The sequence below is a fragment of the Paenibacillus sp. J23TS9 genome, from assembly GCF_018403225.1.
Lineage (GTDB): Bacteria > Bacillota > Bacilli > Paenibacillales > Paenibacillaceae > Paenibacillus_AQ.
On record NZ_BOSG01000005.1, the window covers coordinates 377411 to 397787 of the forward strand.

General features: G+C 49.2%; 16 protein-coding genes and 1 other annotated feature. All 16 genes read left to right on the forward strand.

The annotated features are described in order from the left end of the window. Positions 1-9: 9 nt before the first annotated feature. Positions 10-2346 carry an endopeptidase La gene (gene lon, locus KJS65_RS25675; protein WP_213652647.1) on the forward strand — a complete coding sequence of 779 codons (2337 nt, stop codon included), beginning with the start codon at positions 10-12 and terminating at the stop codon, positions 2344-2346. 15 nt (positions 2347-2361) lie between these two features. Then, a complete protein-coding gene (gene yihA / locus KJS65_RS25680) occupies positions 2362-2994 on the forward strand; it encodes a ribosome biogenesis GTP-binding protein YihA/YsxC (RefSeq protein ID WP_213652648.1) in 633 nt (210 codons plus the stop codon). A gap of 293 nt (positions 2995-3287) precedes the next feature. Beyond that, positions 3288-3875, forward strand: coding sequence for a non-ribosomal peptide synthetase module (locus tag KJS65_RS25685; protein WP_213652649.1), 588 nt, complete (start codon positions 3288-3290; stop codon positions 3873-3875). A 343-nt stretch (positions 3876-4218) separates the two neighbouring features. Continuing rightward, complete coding sequence (speD, locus tag KJS65_RS25690; protein WP_213652650.1) at positions 4219-4617, forward strand: adenosylmethionine decarboxylase; 399 nt, start codon at positions 4219-4221, stop codon at positions 4615-4617. 138 nt (positions 4618-4755) lie between these two features. Further along, complete coding sequence (locus KJS65_RS25695) at positions 4756-5280, forward strand: hypothetical protein (RefSeq protein ID WP_213652651.1); 525 nt, start codon at positions 4756-4758, stop codon at positions 5278-5280. Positions 5281-5535: 255 nt separating this feature from the next. Next, entirely contained in the window at positions 5536-6930 is a 1395-nt protein-coding gene (gene hemA, locus KJS65_RS25700) for a glutamyl-tRNA reductase (RefSeq protein WP_213652652.1), read from the forward strand. Between the two features lie 21 nt (positions 6931-6951). After that, the gene (ccsA, locus tag KJS65_RS25705; protein ID WP_213652653.1) at positions 6952-7773 is read left to right on the forward strand and encodes a cytochrome c biogenesis protein CcsA; all 822 of its coding nucleotides are present in this window, start codon (positions 6952-6954) and stop codon (positions 7771-7773) included. Between the two features lie 7 nt (positions 7774-7780). Continuing rightward, the gene (locus KJS65_RS25710) at positions 7781-8428 is read left to right on the forward strand and encodes a precorrin-2 dehydrogenase/sirohydrochlorin ferrochelatase family protein (protein WP_244864810.1); all 648 of its coding nucleotides are present in this window, start codon (positions 7781-7783) and stop codon (positions 8426-8428) included. A 2-nt stretch (positions 8429-8430) separates the two neighbouring features. Next, complete coding sequence (hemC, locus tag KJS65_RS25715) at positions 8431-9387, forward strand: hydroxymethylbilane synthase (protein WP_213652655.1); 957 nt, start codon at positions 8431-8433, stop codon at positions 9385-9387. Positions 9388-9399: 12 nt separating this feature from the next. Further along, positions 9400-10953 carry a uroporphyrinogen-III C-methyltransferase gene (gene cobA / locus KJS65_RS25720; protein WP_213652656.1) on the forward strand — a complete coding sequence of 518 codons (1554 nt, stop codon included), beginning with the start codon at positions 9400-9402 and terminating at the stop codon, positions 10951-10953. Between the two features lie 23 nt (positions 10954-10976). After that, positions 10977-11978 (forward strand): porphobilinogen synthase, encoded by a 1002-nt coding sequence (hemB, locus tag KJS65_RS25725; RefSeq protein WP_213652657.1) that lies wholly within the window; start codon positions 10977-10979, stop codon positions 11976-11978. Positions 11979-12002: 24 nt separating this feature from the next. Continuing rightward, positions 12003-13304: a glutamate-1-semialdehyde 2,1-aminomutase gene (hemL, locus tag KJS65_RS25730; RefSeq protein ID WP_213652658.1), complete on the forward strand. Its 1302-nt coding sequence runs from the start codon at positions 12003-12005 to the stop codon at positions 13302-13304. Positions 13305-13336: 32 nt separating this feature from the next. After that, the gene (locus KJS65_RS25735; protein ID WP_213652723.1) at positions 13337-14203 is read left to right on the forward strand and encodes an RluA family pseudouridine synthase; all 867 of its coding nucleotides are present in this window, start codon (positions 13337-13339) and stop codon (positions 14201-14203) included. Positions 14204-14395: 192 nt separating this feature from the next. Further along, complete coding sequence (locus KJS65_RS25740) at positions 14396-15715, forward strand: LysM peptidoglycan-binding domain-containing protein (protein ID WP_213652659.1); 1320 nt, start codon at positions 14396-14398, stop codon at positions 15713-15715. A gap of 199 nt (positions 15716-15914) precedes the next feature. Beyond that, positions 15915-16207: a binding site (T-box leader), on the forward strand. Between the two features lie 61 nt (positions 16208-16268). Next, positions 16269-18935 carry a valine--tRNA ligase gene (locus KJS65_RS25745; protein ID WP_213652724.1) on the forward strand — a complete coding sequence of 889 codons (2667 nt, stop codon included), beginning with the start codon at positions 16269-16271 and terminating at the stop codon, positions 18933-18935. A gap of 70 nt (positions 18936-19005) precedes the next feature. Then, entirely contained in the window at positions 19006-20376 is a 1371-nt protein-coding gene (locus KJS65_RS25750; protein ID WP_213652660.1) for a bifunctional folylpolyglutamate synthase/dihydrofolate synthase, read from the forward strand. Position 20377: the final 1 nt, after the last annotated feature.

Below are 20377 nucleotides of genomic sequence, written 5' to 3' on the forward strand. Positions count from 1 at the left end.
GCGAAAGCGATGGGGCTGAGTAAAGCGAAAGGCCGCCGTTTTCCGTTATTGCCTTTGAGAGGCCTTCTGGTCTACCCGAGCATGGTACTGCATCTCGATGTAGGCCGGGAGAAATCGGTCAAGGCTCTGGAAAAAGCAATGGTGGAAGATAACATGATTCTCCTTTGTTCTCAATCTGAGGTGAACATAGAAGAACCAACGCAAGAAGATATTTTCCGTATTGGCACAGTAGCCAACGTGAGACAAATGCTTAAGCTTCCAAACGGCACCATCCGTGTCCTTGTGGAAGGGATGGAGCGCGCCGAAATTATACAGTATACGGACAACGAGGAGTATTATGAAGTCCTCGCCCGGGAACTGCATGAAGAGGACAGCGACAATCCTGAAGTGGATGCGCTGATGCGTACAGTTCTGAGCCAGTTTGAGCATTATATCAATTTATCCAAAAAGGTCACTCCCGAGACGCTTGCTGCGGTATCTGATATTGAGGAGCCCGGACGTCTCGCAGATGTCATTACCAGTCACTTGTCACTTAAAATCAAGGATAAACAGGAGATTCTCGAAACGGTCGATGTCGGCAAACGTCTCGAAAAACTGCTGGATATCCTGAATAATGAGCGTGAAGTGCTGGAGCTGGAACGCAAGATCAACCAGCGTGTCAAGAAGCAGATGGAGAAAACTCAGAAGGAATACTATCTGCGTGAGCAGATGAAGGCAATCCAGAAAGAACTTGGCGAGAAAGAAGGACGCACCGGGGAAGTTGAAGAACTGCGTGATCTTATGGAGAAGCAGGAACTTCCGGAAAAGGTGAAGGAGAAGGTCGAAAAGGAAATAGACCGTCTTGAAAAAATGCCTTCCAGTTCTGCAGAAGGCGGCGTAATCCGCAACTATCTGGACTGGCTGCTGGCCCTTCCCTGGAGCAACAAAACAGAAGATGACCTGGATATCCATAAAGCCGAGCAGGTGCTAAACGAAGACCACTACAGTCTGGACAAACCGAAGGAGCGGGTACTGGAGTATTTGGCGGTACAGAAGCTCGTCAAAAAGATGAAAGGGCCTATTCTTTGTCTGGTTGGCCCTCCAGGCGTGGGTAAGACCTCACTCGCACGTTCCATCGCCAGATCGCTGAACCGGAAGTTCGTCCGCATTTCGCTTGGCGGAGTCCGTGATGAAGCCGAAATTCGCGGTCATCGACGTACCTACGTGGGGGCGATGCCGGGACGTATTATCCAAGGGATGAAAAACGCCGGGGCTTTGAATCCTGTATTTCTCCTGGATGAGATCGATAAGATGGCATCCGATTTCCGGGGTGACCCGTCTTCCGCATTGCTGGAAGTGCTCGATCCTGAACAAAATAACACGTTTAGCGATCATTTTATTGAAATTCCTTTTGATCTGTCGCAGGTTATGTTTATTACGACTGCGAATGCAATTCACAATATACCTCGGCCTTTACTGGACCGGATGGAAGTGCTCAATATTCCAGGCTATACGGAGCTGGAGAAACTGCAAATTGCCAAGCGCTATCTTCTGCCGAAGCAGAAAAGAGAGCATGGCCTCTTGGAGGAGCAGCTTCACATTGGAGAAGAAGCATTGCTTAAAGTAGTCCGGGAGTACACACGCGAGTCTGGAGTCCGTAACTTGGAGCAGCAGGTAGCGGCGCTTTGCCGCAAAGCTGCCAAACAAATTGTTTCCGATGGAACGGAATCCATTACGATGGAACCCGATGATATTAAAGAATATCTGGGCGCTGCCAAATTCCGTCATGGCGTGGCAGATCTTGAGGACCAGATTGGAACGGTTACAGGCCTTGCCTGGACAGAGGTTGGCGGTGAAACGCTGATGATTGAAGTAACTGTCGTACCGGGCTCAGGCAAGCTCACATTAACCGGTAAGCTCGGCGATGTGATGAAGGAATCTGCCCAGGCTGCATTCAGCTATACACGCAGCAAGGCTGAAGAGCTCGGCATCATGCCCGACTTCCATGAGAAGAATGATATTCATATTCATATCCCTGAAGGTGCTATTCCAAAAGACGGCCCATCGGCCGGAATTACGATTGCGACCGCTCTTATTTCGGCTCTTACCAAAAAGCATGTATCCAAGCATGTGGCGATGACCGGCGAAATTACACTGCGCGGACGGGTGCTTCCCATTGGCGGCCTGAAGGAAAAATCACTAGCGGCGCACCGTGCAGGCTACAAGAAAATATTGCTCCCGAAAGACAACGAGCGGGATCTGCGCGACATACCCGACAGTGTTAAAAATGAAGTGGAGTTTGTTCCGGTGTCCCATATGGACCAAGTGCTGAAGCATGCGCTTGTGGAACAGGCGGGAGTGCATTAGAGAGGATACATTGACATGAAAGTAACCCAAGCGGAATTTGTAATCAGTGCCGTTGGCCCTGACCAATATCCTGAGGACGCCTTGCCGGAGATTGCTCTGGCAGGGCGTTCCAATGTAGGCAAGTCATCATTAATTAACCGTATGATCAACCGCAAGAATTTAGCCAGAACCAGCTCTACACCCGGTAAAACCCAGCATCTCAACTATTACCGCATTAATGAGGATTTGTATTTCGTCGATTTTCCCGGATACGGTTACGCAAAGGTGTCTAAGACACAGCGGCAGGTTTGGGGCAAAATGATCGAAAGATACCTGCTTGAGCGTGAGACGCTTAAAATGGTACTTCTGATCGTCGACCTGCGTCATCCACCATCCAAGGATGATGAGTTGATGTATGACTGGCTGAAGCATTATGAGATTCCGATCTGCGTGGTGGCAACCAAGGCGGACAAGATTCCGAAGAGCCGTTGGCAAAAGCATGTGAAGCAGATGAAGGAAGGTCTCCTGATGCGTAAAACAGATTCTTTCGTCATGTATTCATCGGAGACCGGAGTGGGTAAAGATGAGTTATGGGCCCATATTGAGTCAATAGCAGGTCTGAACCAGGAAGAAAACGATCATCCTGAACCGGAGCAAACGCCTGAATAAGGGAGAACGCGTAACGGAAATTGCATAAAATTTCAGCGTATCGCGTAGGGATTCAGACTTTATCCGGCAGGAAAGTGAGCATCCCGTAAAAAGTTTGCTCAAAAATCCGTTTTAATCCGTTTTTTTATGAAATATGAAGAAAAATCATGGTTCCGTCCGCAAGCAATCGTTTTAAGTTGTGCTGTATAATAATACTAAGGATTCGGAAATTTTTCTTGCGATTATAGAATCATTTCAGCACCGCTGAAAACTTATACATTCTATAATCATAAAAAAGAATTGAGGAGATTTTTATGGCTCAGCGGTTAGCCACAGAGTATGTTAAAGCCACTTTTCAAATGACGGAGCTTCAATTGAACCAGTTTATGCATTCGGCTGAATGCTGTCACATGCAAGCGATTGTTAAGGTGCTGGACAGCGGAGGACAAGAGATTGTGCTGGAAGACGAAAGCGGTGAGGAGGTTCATTTTCCTCTTGAAAGTAAGAATGGCTTGTACTTCTGTGAGTTGTCATGCCGCTTGGTGAACCCTCGTATGACCAACCTGGTACGCAAGCTTTTTATCGCCTGCAAGGGCGAAGGCATTGTTAACCGGATTTATCATGGATTCACAATGATGTATTATTATGAAAATGGCTCCGTTCGAAAAATTGCGGAAGTTACCCCTTCTCACAGCAAGCTGGTGTATGAATACAAACATACTGCAGGTGAATTGCAGCGTGTGTATCAGCTGGATGCTGTTGAACAGGAGATCTCGCGTCTTTATCAGAATATTAACTACTGGCTTGATGAACGAAATAAAGCGAAAACCAGTGAACAAATTGCCCGCATTGATGAAAAACTGCGGCAGGGCGCCGCTAAATGGTTTGCATTAGAGGCTTAAACCCATACATTGACAGAGGAACTCCTTCACTATGAAGGAGTTCCTTTTTTGTTGGAAGTCATGTGCTTGCGCCGCTAAGCAAAAGTATTATTAACATGAGTTTATCCGCATTTTGACTGGGACAAATGTGGAAAAATAAAACGCAAAGGATATTCAAAAAAAGTATTGCAATTCGCCCTGATAGATGTTATTTTTAATCTCGTTGAAAAGAATATATTAGGAACCAGGATTCACTCAGGACATTGAATGTTGCGAGAGATTATTCCCTCGGGAAGTGAATGACGTAGGTCCTAGCGGATGAAATTTTCAAATATTTTATTCCTAGGAAGGGGGAAACCGGAAGATGGAATACTCAACTTTCGGAAGACACGTTGCTGTTGACACTTGGGGAGTCGACTTTGATATGCTGAACGACGCGGAATTTTTGCAAGCTCAAATGGTTGAGGCTGCAGAAGCATGTGGTGCTACAGTAATGTCCGTACAATCCAAGCAGTTTGAACCTCAAGGAGCGACAGTGCTTGTTCTGCTGTCAGAAAGCCACCTCTCGATTCATACTTATCCCGAGAGAGGATTTGCAGCGATTGATTGCTATACCTGTGGCGAAACAGTCGATCCACAACTGGCAATTGATTACCTGGTATCCGTATTGAAGCCTGAGAAAACGTATGCGAAGAAGCTTGTACGCGGTTTGGGCGAGTTGAAGGTGGAAACACCGGAAATGAAACAAGTCGAGCTGGTATAGAGGCTGGACGCTTAAAATGATAATGATTCATAACCATGGAGATCGCTCTCCATGGTTATTTGTTTTCAGAAGGCCCCATATACTCTAGGTATGGAACAAGCTCAAGCACATGAACGATGCTTTAGGGGGCTGGTTTAAATGAGAAAACGAAGATCTAGAGATCTGCTTTTTGCAGGACTGATTCTGCTGCTGCTTACCATTCTCGTGTATCAGGGTTACCGAATGATGCGGCCGCAGGCAGGGCACGCGGATGCAGAGAAAATGTTGTACGAGGTCTCTCTTTTTCAGATGCAGGTGCTGAACACCTCGCTCATGGACGCGTCGGATAGTGAAAACACGAGCCAATTGAATGCTCTGAAGCTGGCGGCATATTCGGCTGCTTTCGCCCATGACCGGCTGGTGAACTCGCTTGGTAAGGATAAATTATATGCTTTTTCAGCAATAGGGGACCTCGTAGATACTCTGACTACTTGGCAAATCGGCGGAAATAGGCCGCTGAGTGAAGTGGAGAGGGAGCTTCTTGTCAAATACAGTGAGCTCTTTTCAGGGGCGGTTCCGTCCTATCAACAGCTCCTCAGCGAAAGTGGACATGTGATATCTTCGAAAAACGATGAGCTTGAAAATACGGGCAAGCAGCTTGCAGCTCTGATTAAAGGTAATTAGATGGTGGTTAATGAGACAGTATAAACTGCTGTCATTTATGGCAAGATAGTAAAAACCTCCTGAACAAACAGAATGAACTAAAGGTAATCAGGCTTTAGCTCAATCTATGTATTTTCATAAACATTTCATAAAATAATTCAGGGGACACTTTACAACTGTGATATAATTAACATAGTGAAAATGAATAGAAACCAAAAAAACTATCCTAAATTGGGTCTTTTTTTTTGAAACGAAACTTAGGCAGGTGAACATCAAATGCACATCGTCGTTGTCGGATTGAACTATCGCACAGCGCCTGTAGAAGTAAGGGAACGTTTTACGTTTGAACAAAATGAATTGCCGGAAGCGCTCAGCCAGCTGATGCTGACCAAAAGCGTGATGGAAGGCGTCGTCGTTGCGACATGTAACCGTACGGAAATTTATGTTGTGGTGGACCGCTTGCATATGTGTGGATACTTCATCCGCAGTTTTATGGAACAGTGGTTTGATATTCCTCGCGAGGAATTTACCCAGCATTTATATATATATGAAGATCAGCAGGCGATCTCCCACTTGTTCCGCGTAACTTGCGGACTGGATTCCATGGTGATTGGAGAAACGCAAATCTTAGGCCAGGTCCGTACAGCATTTTTGCAAAGTCAGCAGGAAAAAGCGACGGGTACATGGTTCAATATGTTGTTTAAACAAGCTGTAACCCTTGGCAAAAAAGCGCATTCTGAAACCTCAATCGGCGAAAGCGCCGTTTCCGTCAGCTATGCAGCTGTAGAGCTGGGCAAACGGATTTTTGGCATGTTTGATGATAAAAAGGTGCTGATTCTCGGTGCCGGTAAAATGAGCGAGCTCACGGTGAAGCACTTGTACGCAAACGGTGCGGAAGAGGTTATTGTGGCTAACCGTACGCTGGCCCGTGCGGAAGAACTCGCAAGCAAATTCAAGGGAACGCCTTGTACGATGGAAAAGGCCCTGGAGCGGCTGCATGAGGTGGATATCCTGATCAGCTCCACAGGAGCCAAGGATTATGTCCTGGACCGCGCCCAGGTCAGTGAAAGCATGAAGAAACGCCAATCCCGTCCTCTGTTCATTATTGATATCGCCGTTCCACGGGATATTGATCCGGCGATTGCCGAACTAAACAATGTCTTCCTGTATGATATTGATGATCTTGAAGGGATTGTCGAGAGCAATCTGGAGATGCGCAGAGCCGAGGCGGCTAAAATCGAAGTGATGATCAAAGAAGAAATGGACGAGTTCTATCATTGGCTGAAGACACTGGGTGTTAGACCGGCGATTCGGGCGCTGCAGGAAAAGTCCTCCAATATCCATGAAGAGACCCTTCAAAGCTTGTTTAACAAGCTGCCGGAGCTGGATGAGCATCAGCGTAAAGTCATCCGCCGTCTGACGAAGAGCATCGTCAATCAGATGATGCATGATCCGATTAACAGAATTAAGGAAATGACGGCAGGAAAGAACGGGAATGAAGCGCTGGATTACTTCACCCAGATTTTTGCTTTGGAAGAGGATTTGAATGAAACCGGGCAGGTTGAAAGTAACCTGAAGCAGTCCAGTCCAGCCAAAAGTGAACTCAACCGAGAAACGCATGAAAACAAACCGTTTGCCTTTAAAGGTTCGCTGACACCAGCAGGCCTTTAATGGCCGTCAGGGGGAGTGGACATGCTCACTGGATTTTATGATGCCGGTATTTATATCTTTGCCCTGAGCCTTCTGTTTTTTATCTCGGATTGCATTCGACGCAATCGGAGCGCGAAGCGGATGGGCACAGGGCTTCTTGCTGTAGTTGCGGTCTTGCAGGCAGGCGCACTGTTTATCCGGGCTATAGAGGAACGGGCGCTTCCTATTTTTACGCCATTTGATTTTCTGCTCCTGCTTGCGTTTAGTCTTGTCGTTGCTTCCCTGATTATCAATTTGCTGCAGCGGGCGGAATTTGCTGTTTTACTTTTAGGTATTGTTGGATTCAGCATCCAGATTTTGAACAGGCTCTGGTTTTCGCCGGGAAACAATCCGCTTCGGCATTGGGAGACGGTTCATGGGCTGCTAGTGCTGCATATCACACTGGCTAATCTCAGCTTTGTCATCTATACGGTTGCCGCGGTTTTCGCGGGGATGTATCTTTTTCTTCACCGAAAATTGAAAGGAAAGAAATGGACGGATACGGTACGGCGTCTGCCGAGTCTTGAAATGCTGGATAAGTACGCCTATTCTCTGGCATTTATCGGTACACCGATGCTAACGGTTTCCTTTATCGTAGCGGCTTTATCAGTCATCTCGGAGGGAAGGCTGAACCTGCTTTTGGACTTGAAGGTGCTGGCTACTTTGGCGGGACTGGGATTCTATTATTTCTATCTGTTCAAGAAACGATCGCATCAGCATACCGGCTCGCTTATGGCTAAATGGATTTTGACAGGGTATGTTTTTATAATCATCATTTTTGTGCTCAATACATGGTCTGACTTTCACGGTTGGAATGGGGAGTGATGACGGCTTGCCTACATATGTACCTATCATGCTGGATTGTGAAAATAGGATCTGCATGGTCATTGGAGGAGGGCAGGTCGCCGAGAGAAAGATCAAAGAGCTGCTCACGGGCGCTGCGAATGTGACCGTTATCAGCCCTTCGATAACCGTGGCTCTCCGGCAATATCATGATCAGGGCAAGCTGAACTGGCTGCCCCGTAAGTATGCTGAAGGGGATCTGGAAGGGGCGTTTATGGTTCATGCCGCCGCAGATGATCCGGAAGTGAACAGACTGGTAGCAGAAGAAGCCGGGGCGAGAGGGATTATTGCCAATGTGACTGACCAACCGGCTCTGGGCAGTTTTATACATCCCAGTGTTCTTCGGCGCGGCCGTCTTCTGATAGCTGTTTCTACCTCGGGTGCGGGTCCTCTCGCTGCAAGAGCCATCAGAAGGAAGCTGGAAGATGATTTCGGAACGGAATACGAGGAATATCTCGATAATTTATATGATATACGGAAGATGATCCAAGAACAGGTTAGCGATCCGGCAGTCCGGCAAAAATTGCTAAGGAAGGCATATGGACCGGATATGCTGGAATCGCTGCAGCAGGGTACTTTCAGGCTCTGGAGTCCGGAGGAAATCAGGCAGTGGATCAACGACAATCAGGAGGAATGAGAATGCGGACAATCGTAGTGGGAAGCAGACAAAGTGCGTTGGCACTGACACAGACAGGCCAGGTCATCGATGACCTGAAACGGCTTTGCAAGGAGCATGGCTTTGATTTCGATTTTGAAGTGAAGAAAATCGTCACCAAAGGTGACCGCATACTGGATGTGACCCTCTCTAAGGTGGGAGGCAAGGGATTGTTTGTCAAAGAAATCGAGCAGGCTTTGATAGACGGCGAGATAGACATGGCGGTACATAGCATGAAGGACATGCCTTCCGTACTGCAGGAGGGTCTGGTGAATGGCGCAGTGCCCCGCCGAGTGGACCCTCGGGATTGCCTGATTACGCTCGAAGGAAAAAGCCTTGATGATCTGCCGCATGGAGCTAAAGTAGGGACGAGTAGTCTCCGCCGTTCCAGCCAGCTCAAGGCATACCGCCCTGACTTGGAACTTGAGCCAGTTCGCGGCAATATTGATTCACGTCTGAAGAAGCTTGAAACTGAAGGGTTTCAGGCGATTCTGTTGGCAGCTGCCGGGCTTTACCGGATGGGCTGGGAAGACAGAATAACTGCTTATCTTCCGGTTGAAACCTGTTTGCCTGCAGTTGGACAAGGTGCACTGGGCATTGAATGCCGTCAAGATGATGCAGAGCTGCTGAAGCTGCTGTCCTTATATAACGACAAAGAATCGGAGCTGACTGTCACTGCTGAACGTAAATTTCTGGGCGTGCTAAATGGCGGCTGCCAGGTTCCCATAGGAGCATATGCCGTACTGGTCGAAGCGCCGGAGGGACATTCCCTTGCCGGGCAAAACGTTATACAATTGACAGGAATGGTTGGTTCTCCAGATGGGGATGTAATCCTTAAGGAAACACTGCTCGGTACGGATCCGGTGAAGCTTGGTGAAGAGGTAGCCGGAATGCTGATTGAGCGGGGAGCGGAGAAAATTCTCGAACAAGTCAGGGAATAAGGGGATGGGGAGATGGCGGGAAAAGTATATCTGGTTGGTGCAGGCCCAGGCCATGCCAAGTTAATTACTGTGAAAGGTCTGGAATGTCTGCAAAAAGCGGATGTGGTTGTCTACGATCGTCTTGCGGCCCCGCAGCTTCTTGGGGCTGTGAAGCCGGGTACACGTAAAATATATGTTGGCAAGCTGCCGGACCGACATACGATGAAGCAGGAAGAAATCAATCAGCTTCTGGTCGATCTGGCTCTGGAAGGCAATGTGGTTGTCCGGTTAAAAGGCGGCGACCCTACCATTTTCGGCCGCGTCGGTGAAGAAGCCGGATTGCTTAAGAAGAATGGTATTACTTACGAGATTGTACCCGGTGTAACGGCCGCCATCAGCGTTCCCGCTTATGCCGGTATTCCTGTCACTCACCGGGAGATGGCATCTTCGCTTTCGATTATTACCGGGCATGAAAGTCCGGACAAGCTTGACCGGATGATTGATTGGGAGAAGGTTACGAATGCGACGGGTACACTTATTTTCATGATGGGTGTGTCCAAAATTGGATATATTGCGGATCAGCTCATGGAGCATGGCCGTCCCGGTCACACGCCGGTGGCTCTTGTACGGTGGGGGACCCGAGCTGAACAAGATACTCTGACGGGGACTCTAGCGGATATTGAGCAGCGTGTACTAGCTGCTAATTTCCAGCCGCCAGCTGTTATCGTGGTTGGCGATGTGGTGCTCCAGAGAGAGCAGCTGAAGTGGGCGGAGTTCCTTCCTCTTTTCGGCAAGCGCATCCTGGTCACTCGTGCAAAGTCCCAGGCTTCGGAGCTCGTTAACCGGATTGATGAGCTTGGCGGTGAGTCCTATGAATTCCCGGTCATTGAAACAGTCTATCCGCAGGATCGGGATAAACTTGTCCGGATTCAGGACTCGCTTTCCCGGCTTAATACCTATGATTGGGTGTTTTTTACCAGCGTTAATGGCGTTGAATATTTCTACCGGCATCTGGCAGAGCAAGGTCAGGATGTTCGTAGCCTTTACGGGGCCAAGATCGCCGCTGTAGGTCCGGCTACTGCACAAGCGTTAACAGAACGCGGGATTGTACCGGTCGAGCTTCCGGAGCGTTTTCAGGCTGAGGGGCTGATTGAAACGCTTGGCAGCCAGCTCGAGCCTGGTCAGAGGGTACTTCTGCCTCGCGGTAATCTGGCAAGAACCTGGCTGCCTGAAAAACTGGAAGAACTAGGGCTGGATGTCACTGCTATTGATACCTACCAGACGGTGATGAGCCAAGAGGAAGATCACGAGCTCATCAGGCTGCTTGAGGAACATGCAATTCATATTGTCACCTTCACCAGTTCCTCGACGGTCACGCATCTAATCGGGAAACTGAAGCAGATGGGTGTTCAGGATCCGGTGCAGCTGCTCAGCACAGTCGAAGCCGCCTGCATTGGAGAAGTGACAGCCCAGACAGCCCGGGATGCCGGACTGCGTGTGAGTATGGTTGCCGAGCAAGCGACGATTGAAAGACTGGTGGAATCGCTCTGTTCATACATGAAAAATGATCATCAACAAGTGAAATAAAAGCGATACAGGAGGTAATAGATATGAGTTTTCCAATTGTAAGACACCGGCGTTTGCGCCAATCCGCAGGCATGCGTAATTTAGTGCGTGAAACCGCACTTCATGTTAACGACTTGATTATGCCGATTTTCGTTACCTATGGAAAAGGAATTAAAAATGAAATTTCCTCGATGCCTGGCGTCTATCATTTTTCGCTCGATACCCTGAAGTCTGAAGTAGACGAAATTGTGGCACTTGGCATTCCTGCCGTACTGCTGTTTGGTATTCCGGAGACGAAAGACAGCGTAGGCACATCCGGCTTTGTTGAAGACGGTATTGTGCAAGAAGCGACCCGCCTGATCAAAGGCTGGTACCCTGATCTGCTCGTTGTAGCTGACACCTGCTTATGCGAATTTACCGATCATGGTCACTGCGGTATGGTTCATACCTTTGAAGTCGACGGTCAAATACATGGCGATGTAATGAATGATGAATCGCTTGAGCTGCTTACGAAAACTGCTGTATCCCAGGCCAAGGCCGGTGCGGATATTATTGCACCATCCAATATGATGGACGGATTTGTACAGGCGATCCGTGCGGGCCTGGATGAAGCCGGATTTGAACATGTGCCGATTATGTCTTATTCAGTTAAATATGCCTCTGCCTTCTACGGGCCTTTCCGTGAAGCGGCTGATTCCGCTCCGCAGTTTGGTGACCGCAAAACCTATCAGATGGATCCGGCCAACGTACGCGAAGCTCTGCGCGAAGCCGAAACGGATGTACTCGAGGGTGCAGATATGCTTATGGTTAAACCGGCACTGGCGTACATGGATGTCATTCGGATGCTGAAAGATCAGTTTGATCTGCCGCTGGTTGCCTATAACGTGAGCGGTGAGTATTCCATGGTGAAGGCTGCAGCAATGCAAGGCTGGATCAATGAAAAAGCGATTGTGCAGGAAATGCTGACTGGCATGAAGCGTGCCGGAGCCGATATCATTATCACTTATTTCGCAAAAGATGCCGCCCGCTGGATGCAGGAGCATTAAAATAATGACACGGGAGTGACTTACATGAGCAATATGTCTGGAAAACGTAAAGAAGAGGCTTCCCGCACGGCATTTGAAGAAGCCAAGCATTATCTTCCCGGCGGGGTTAACAGTCCTGTACGGGCTTTTAAATCAGTTGGCCTGACACCCATTTATGTGGATCATGCCAAGGGCTCACGGATCTATGATATCGATGGCAACAGCTTTATTGACTATATCGGCTCCTGGGGCCCGCTTATTATGGGACATGCCCATCCGGAGGTTATCTCGGCCATTCAGGAAACGGCATCAAAAGGCACAAGCTTTGGCGCTCCAACCCTCATCGAAACGGAAATGGCCAAACTGGTCTGTGAACGTGTTCCTTCGATTGATGTTGTGCGGATGGTCAACTCGGGAACGGAAGCAACGATGAGTGCGATCCGTCTCGCACGCGGGTATACAGGACGCGGCAAAATTTTGAAATTTGAAGGCTCGTACCACGGACATGCCGACAGCCTGCTGATCAAAGCAGGTTCAGGTGTAGCTACGCTTGGTCTGCCTGACAGCCCTGGCGTACCAGAAAGTGTTGCATCGAGCACGATTACAGTAGCCTATAATGATCTCGAATCCGTAAAAGTGGCCTTTGAACGTTTTGGCGAGGAGATCGCCTGCGTCATTGTCGAGCCGATTGCCGGCAATATGGGGGTCGTGCCTCCGCTTCCGGGTTTCCTGCAAGGTCTGCGTGATATTACAACACGCTATGGCAGCCTTTTGATTTTTGATGAGGTGATGACGGGTTTCCGTGTGAACATCAACTGTGCGCAGGGCTTGTTGGGCATTACACCTGATCTGACTTGTCTTGGCAAGGTTATCGGCGGTGGCCTTCCAGTGGGCGCTTATGGCGGTAAACGCGAAATTATGGATCAGATCGCCCCATCCGGACCGATTTACCAAGCGGGAACGTTAAGTGGTAACCCGCTGGCAATGGTTGCCGGATATACGACGCTTAAATTGCTGACACCCGCGGTGTATGAGCAGCTCGAGGAGCGCGCTTCGCGCCTTGCGTCAGGTTTTGAGAAAAATGCCAAGCAGCTGGGCGTTCCTGTGACCTTGAACCGTGTAGGTTCCATGGTTTGTCCGTTCTTCACGGAAGGACCTGTGGTGAACTATGATACAGCCAAAGCTAGCGATCTTCAGCGCTTTACCAAGTATTTTGCCAATCTGGTAGAAGAGGGCGTCAGCGTAGCTCCTTCCCAGTTCGAGGGGATGTTTGTATCGGCTGCGCACAGCATAGAGGATATCGATGCGACGATTGAAGCCAACTACAACGCCCTGAAAAACCTGTGAGAACCTGGACGCGCCGCGGACAATGGCTGGAGATGATTCCCGAGAAAAGCTTGAGCGGGGCTGCAAACCGCGACGAAGCCACACCGGCTTGGCTGCTGGAGACACTCGGAATGCCGGAAAAGCTCATGAAGCAGCTGCAAGCAAATAAGGCGATAGAATGGAAAGGGGACCGGCTGCGGCTGGCCCTCTTTCCCGTTCAAGCAGCGGGCATTGAACCTATATGGCATGAGCTTGATATCCTGTATGAAGATGATTTCTGTCTGGTTGTGCATAAGCCCGCAGGCATGAATATTCATCCTGATGGCAGCAAAGGCAAGGCAGAACCGACACTCGATCATGCGGTTGCAGCGTATTTTCAGATGCAGGGCGAGGAAATAGCCGTTCGGCATATTCACAGGCTTGACCAATTTACTACCGGACCTGTTCTGTATGCCAAAAATGCGTGGTCTCAGCTGAAGCTGGATGAGGATATGCGCCACAAGCGCATTGCGCGGAGCTATGTAGCCTTCGTGGAGGGCAAAGTATCGGCCGAGCTATCAGTAATTGATCTGCCAATCGGCAAGGACCGCCACCATAAGCAGCGGAGACGGGTCTCTCCATCCGGTCAAAACGCAGTCACGCGCATGCGTGCAGGTGAGGTGTTCAAGAATTCCTCTCTCGTACATCTTGAGCTGGAGACAGGACGTACACATCAGATCCGTGTTCATCTCAGCCATTTGGGGCATCCGCTGCTGGGCGACTCGCTTTATGGCGGGAGTACGGCCTTGATCGGAAGACAGGCGCTGCACGGCGAACAGCTTGGGTTTACCCATCCTTTCACTGGAGAACGAATTGAAATTGTCGATCCTTGGCCCATTGATCTGCAGCAGCTGCATAAGAAGCTGAGCAATATAAAATAAGCACATATGATTCTTGGCAAAGAAGCGAACACATCGCAGAATGTCCAGAAAATATCGGCGCAAACTGCCGGACTGGTGCAAAACTGGAATGCCCTTATATTTGGAGCATATAGATAGAATGAGTAACGCATTTTGGGGCTCATGCCGTGAGCAGACTCATGGTTAGAAATATGCCGAAAGGAGGACAATTCTGTGTTCGACCAGTCCTACGGTTTGCGTTTTGATATTTATGAACGAATTCATCTATCGGAAGATGTATCTGGAATTGCCGAGCTGGAAGAAATCGAGCTGCTGCCCCATATTCAGGTCATCAGCCAGGGGGAGCAGGTCGCGCTTCGTGGCCACTTGCTTTTGAGCGGGCTGTACAGAGGCGACGGGGAGGAGGAAGGTACACAGCGTCTTGAGCATTTTATTCCTGTGGAAATTACCGTACCTACGAATCGCGTGTCTTCACTGGACGAGATTGCCGTTGAGATTGAAAATTTTGATGTGGATCTCCTGTCCAAACGCAGCTTGAACATCACGGGTGTGTTATCCCTACGTGGAATCGAAACCGCAGTGAGCGACCCGGCACCTGCATGGAATGCTGATGAATTTACGGTCATACATGCTTCAGATGATCCTGCTGAGGATGCAGTACTGGCTGCTTTTTTGGAGGAAGAGGAGGGCAGCGCGGATGAGGCGGAGATCAGGGAAACGAACGATGCATCGTATTCAGCGGATAACCAAGCGCCGACATATGCAGCGGAGAGCTTTACCGTCCCTGAAGGCTTTGAAGCATCAGGTATCTCCGAAATCCTGCCGCAGGCCGAAACGGCTGCCGAAACTCATCTCCAGCAGCGGACCCCTGAGGAGACGCCGGAGCCTGAAGAAGAACCTGCTCCCACCGCGTTACATACGGACAAGGAATCCCCGGAACGCAGCGGGAATAAGGCATCTTCGAACGTCTGGCATTTTGAGCATGAAGATGAATCGGAACTGTTACATCCAGAAAATATCGCGATTCCGGCGGAAGAGGATAAAGAGACGAATATCTACCTGACTTCTGTTGATCAGGAATCTATTCACGAGCCGGCATTTCCGTTCAGTGCCTTCCAGCAGGAATCGGTACCAAAGGAAGAACCAACGGATGAGCGGGAAATGCGGATCGCTCTCGGCAGCAAAAAGGATGCACAAACGGCTGACAAGGAATCCATCGGTTTTTCCTCAATACTGGCTTCGAGCCGTTCATTGAAAGAGCAGGAGCAGCAGCAGGCTGTATTGGAAGAGCCTAAACGTGAAGAAACGGAACGGGAAACGAACGGCAGCGATGACATTCAGTGGCAGAATCTGTTTCTGGGAAGCAGCTCGGAAAAAAATCAATTCCGCAAAGTGCGGCTATGCATTGTTCAGCGGGAGGAAACGCTGGAGACGATTGCTAACCGCTATCAGCTCAGCGCCCGCGAAATCCTGCTCCATAACCGGCTGGCCGAGCAAACGGTTGAGGAAGGCCAAATTTTATACATTCCGTAGGAATGACATGATGAAAATCATAAGAAGGGCGTCCGGTACTTGAAGAAAGGGCCGGGCGCTTTTTTGTGTTATTGCCTGGTACCCTTGTTTAAGATTCATACATAAGTTAATAATATTAAAGCGTGAAACGACGCCAGGATAGCAGCACGCTCTATGTTGACTTAAGTCAACAACCAAGTTATGATATTCTTATATTTTGTCAAGAACGATGATCGGGAAGAGTAGGATGATATGCCCTTCAGAGAGTGGAATTGCTTTGCTGCGCTGTGAGATTCCGCAGGATGCATTCAACCGAAGTCGCCCGGGAGTTGTCTGTTTGAGCCCATTTCTCGGGTTAGAGCAGACCGGCTGCAGCCGTTATCTGCATGAAGTGTCGCGTACATGAAGGCATATGCTTGAGAGCAGTTTGCCATGTCTAAGGTGAGATGTATTTCCATAAGGCATACGCGAAACAAAGGTGGTACCGCGAAAGAACAGCCTTTCGTCCTTTGAGGACGAGGGGCTTTTTTGTTTTTTTAGCACAAAGCTGATCTTGTGATGGAGGAATGCAATGATGACAGAGCAGGACAACAAACTTACGACAGAAATGCCGACGACCTATGATCCGAAGGCAGCCGAAGAAAAATGGTATAAATACTGGATGGAAGGGGAGTTTTTCAAGGCTGGGCAGCGCAAAGACGCGAAGCCTTATACGATTGTCATTCCCCCTCCGAACGTTACAGGTATGCTTCACATCGGGCATGCGCTCGACTTTACGCTGCAGGATATCCTGATCCGCACCAAACGGATGCAGGGCTATGACGCTCTCTGGCTTCCAGGCTCGGACCATGCCGGTATCGCTACCCAGACGAAAGTGGAGCAAAAGCTTCGTGAAGAAGGCGTTACTCGCTATGATCTGGGCCGGGAGAAGTTCCTGGAGAAGGTATGGGAGTGGAAAGACAAATACGCTGAAACCATTCATGAGCAGTGGTCGAAAATGGGCTTTTCCCTTGATTACTCCAGAGAACGGTTTACGCTGGATGAGGGCCTGTCCAAAGCCGTACGCGAGGTTTTTGTAAAGCTTCATGAAAAAGGGCTGATCTACCGCGGCAAGCGTATCATCAACTGGGATCCGGCTGCTCGTACGGCCCTCTCTGATATTGAAGTTGAATATAAAGAGGTTCAAGGGCATCTATATCACCTCTCCTATCCATTGAAGGATGGAAGCGGGCATATTACGGTAGCCACCACACGTCCGGAAACCATGCTTGGGGATTCGGCTGTAGCCGTTCATCCAAAAGATGAGCGCTATAAGGATATGATCGGAAAAATGCTCGTTCTGCCGATTGTTGGCCGTGAAATTCCGGTCATTGCTGATGAGTACGTTGATAAGGAATTCGGAAGCGGCGCTGTTAAAATTACACCTTCCCATGATCCGAACGATTTCGAGGTAGGACTGCGCCATGACCTGCCGCAAATTACGGTTATGGATGAAACGGGTACAATGAATGAACTGGCTGGCAAATACCAGGGCATGGACCGCAGCGACTGCCGTAAGCAAATCGTTCAGGACTTGAAGGAGCAAGGCGTCCTGATCAAAATCGATGACCATCTTCATCAGGTTGGACATAGTGAACGTACGGGCGCTGTCGTTGAACCGTACCTGTCCACACAGTGGTTCGTTAAAATGCAGCCGCTGGCTGAAGCGGCCATAGAGGCGCAGAAATCTGGCAAAGGCGTAAACTTTGTACCGGACCGTTTTGAAAAGACTTATCTGAACTGGATCGAAAACGTGCGTGACTGGTGTATTTCCCGCCAGCTCTGGTGGGGTCACCGCATTCCGGCATGGTACTGCGAAGCCTGCGGCGAGATTCATGTTGCTCACGACGATGTAACAAAATGCTCCAAGTGCGGCAGCACCGATCTTCGTCAAGATGAAGACGTTCTGGACACCTGGTTCAGCTCCGCTCTATGGCCGTTCTCGACCCTTGGCTGGCCGGACCAGACGGAGGATCTGAAGCGTTACTATCCGACAGACGTTCTGGTTACCGGATATGACATCATCTATTTCTGGGTTGCCCGCATGATCTTTACTGCACTTGAATTTACCGGTGAGATTCCATTCAAGGACGTACTGATGCATGGTCTGGTACGTGATCCGGAAGGCAAGAAGATGTCCAAGTCGCTTGGCAACGGTGTGGATCCGCTGGAAGTCATCGAACAGTACGGCGCGGATGCGATGCGCTATATGATCTCTACCAGCAGCACGCCTGGGCAGGATCTTCGCTTTCGCTGGGAGCGCGTAGAGCAGGCCCGGAATTTTGCCAACAAGATCTGGAATGCATCACGTTTTGCCTTGATGAACCTAGAGGGCTTCACTTATGACGACATTGACATAAGCGGTGAACTCAGTACGGCTGATCGCTGGATTCTGCATCGCCTGAACGAAACTTCCCGTGATATCACGCGTCTAATAGATGCCTATGAATTTGGTGAGACTGGCCGCCTGCTGTATAACTTCATCTGGGATGACCTCTGCGACTGGTATATCGAATTCTCCAAACTGTCCCTGTACGGGGAAGACGAGACAGCGAAGAATACGACAAAATCAGTACTTGCCTACGTGCTTGACCGTACGCTGCGCATGATTCATCCGTTTATGCCGTTCATTTCCGAAGAGATCTGGCAGCATCTGCCGCATCAAGGCGAGTCCATTACACTGGCTGCTTGGCCCGAATTTGATGCTGCTCTTGAAAATGAAGGAGCTGCGCGTGAAATGTCACTGCTGATGGATATCATCCGAGCAGTACGGAATATCCGTGCCGAAGTAAACGTGCCGATGAGCAAAAAGGTTGAGCTTATGCTGAAGGCCGGAGATGATCAGGTGCTTCAAATCGTAACTCGCAATGAAATTTACGTGCAGCGTTTCTGCAATACTTCAAGTTTTACGGCAAGTCTGGGACTTGAGAGTCCGGACAAAGCGATGACCGCGATTGTTACAGGCGCTGAGCTGTATCTGCCGCTTGCGGGTCTGATCGATATTGATCAGGAAATTGCCCGTCTAGAAAAAGAGCTGCAGAACTTGAACAATGAAGTACTGCGCGTTGAGAAGAAGCTTGGCAATGAGGGCTTTGTATCCAAGGCACCTGCGAAAGTCATTGAAGAGGAAAAGGCGAAAATGGCTGATTACTCTGATAAGCGGAGCAAGGTAATTGCACGGATCGAGGAACTGAAGGGCTGATTTTAGAAAAACGATTCACTGGGGAGCATGCAGTATCCTGGACAAATAAATTCAGAAGGTGAAATGGTAAATGGGAGATCAATTTGAAGCCTCTGCGTACCTGCACACATATACAGAAGCTGTAGACTGGATTAACGGGCTGATTCCTTTTGGGATCCGCCCCGGTATGTCAAGAATTGAAAAGATGATGGAGATGCTTAATAACCCTCATCGGCGCCTGAAATTCATTCATATTGCGGGAACGAACGGCAAAGGCTCTACCTGTGCGTATTTAACTCGGGTTCTCTTGCAAAGCGGCTACTCGGTGGGAACATTCACGTCCCCCTATATCACCAAATTCACGAACCGTTTTCAGTATAACGGTGAGGATATTCCTGAGGAGACCCTTTTGGCGTTTGCGAATCGCCTGTATCCGATTGTGGAGGAGATCGCAGCAACCGAGCTGGGTTCGCCAACCATGTTCGAAGTTTCGACGGCTCTCGCGATTTTGTATTATGCGGAGGAATGCGTGCCGGATATTGTCGTATGGGAGACGGGACTTGGGGGAAGGCTGGATGTAACAAATATTGTATTTCCGGTGATTTCGGTCATTACCAATGTGGGCATGGACCATACCGATGTACTCGGCGATACCGTAGAGCAGATTGCTTTCGAAAAAGCGGGCATTATTAAATCGGGTGTGCCTGTGGTCAGCTGCGTGGATCAGCCGGGAGCTGTTGAAGTACTGCGGACAAAAGCGGAGGAATGCCGGACAACGCTGTATTTGGCAGGCGAAAAATTCAGCTATGAATATACGGGTGAACAGGGTCCGTATCAAACCTTTCATTTCAAGGGGCCATTTCGTGAATATGATGTTGAAATCGGCATGAAGGGTGTGCACCAGGTTGCCAATGCGGCCGGGGCGCTTATGGCTTTGGAGATTTTGCGTCAGTACATGGCTTTTGTAATGGATGAAGAGGATATTTTAAAAGGATTCCGCGAAACGGTGTGGGCAGGGCGGATGGAGGAAGTATCCTCTGCGCCCCGCATCGTACTGGATGGAGCCCATAATCCGGAGGGTGCGGAATCCTTACGGAAGAGCATTGAAAGGCACTATCCGCATGAACGTTTAATTTTGATGATGGGAATGCTGTCGAATAAGCATCATGAATCCTATTTGAAGCATATACTTCCTATAGTGGATACGCTTATCCTGACCGAGCCGGACTTCCGGAAAAAAATGGACGCTGCAGCGCTGCATGAACTTGCGGAGGGGCTAATGCATTCCTATGGCAAACCAGGTTTGCAGATCATCGTAGAACCGGATTGGAAAAACGCGCTAGAACTACTTAAGTCACGGACAGAAGCGGAGGATTTGGCGGTGGTATCCGGCACGCTTTATTTAATATCGGATGTGCGGGCCGCTCTGCTGGGTCAGACCGATTCTGAAAAAGGTTGGTGAA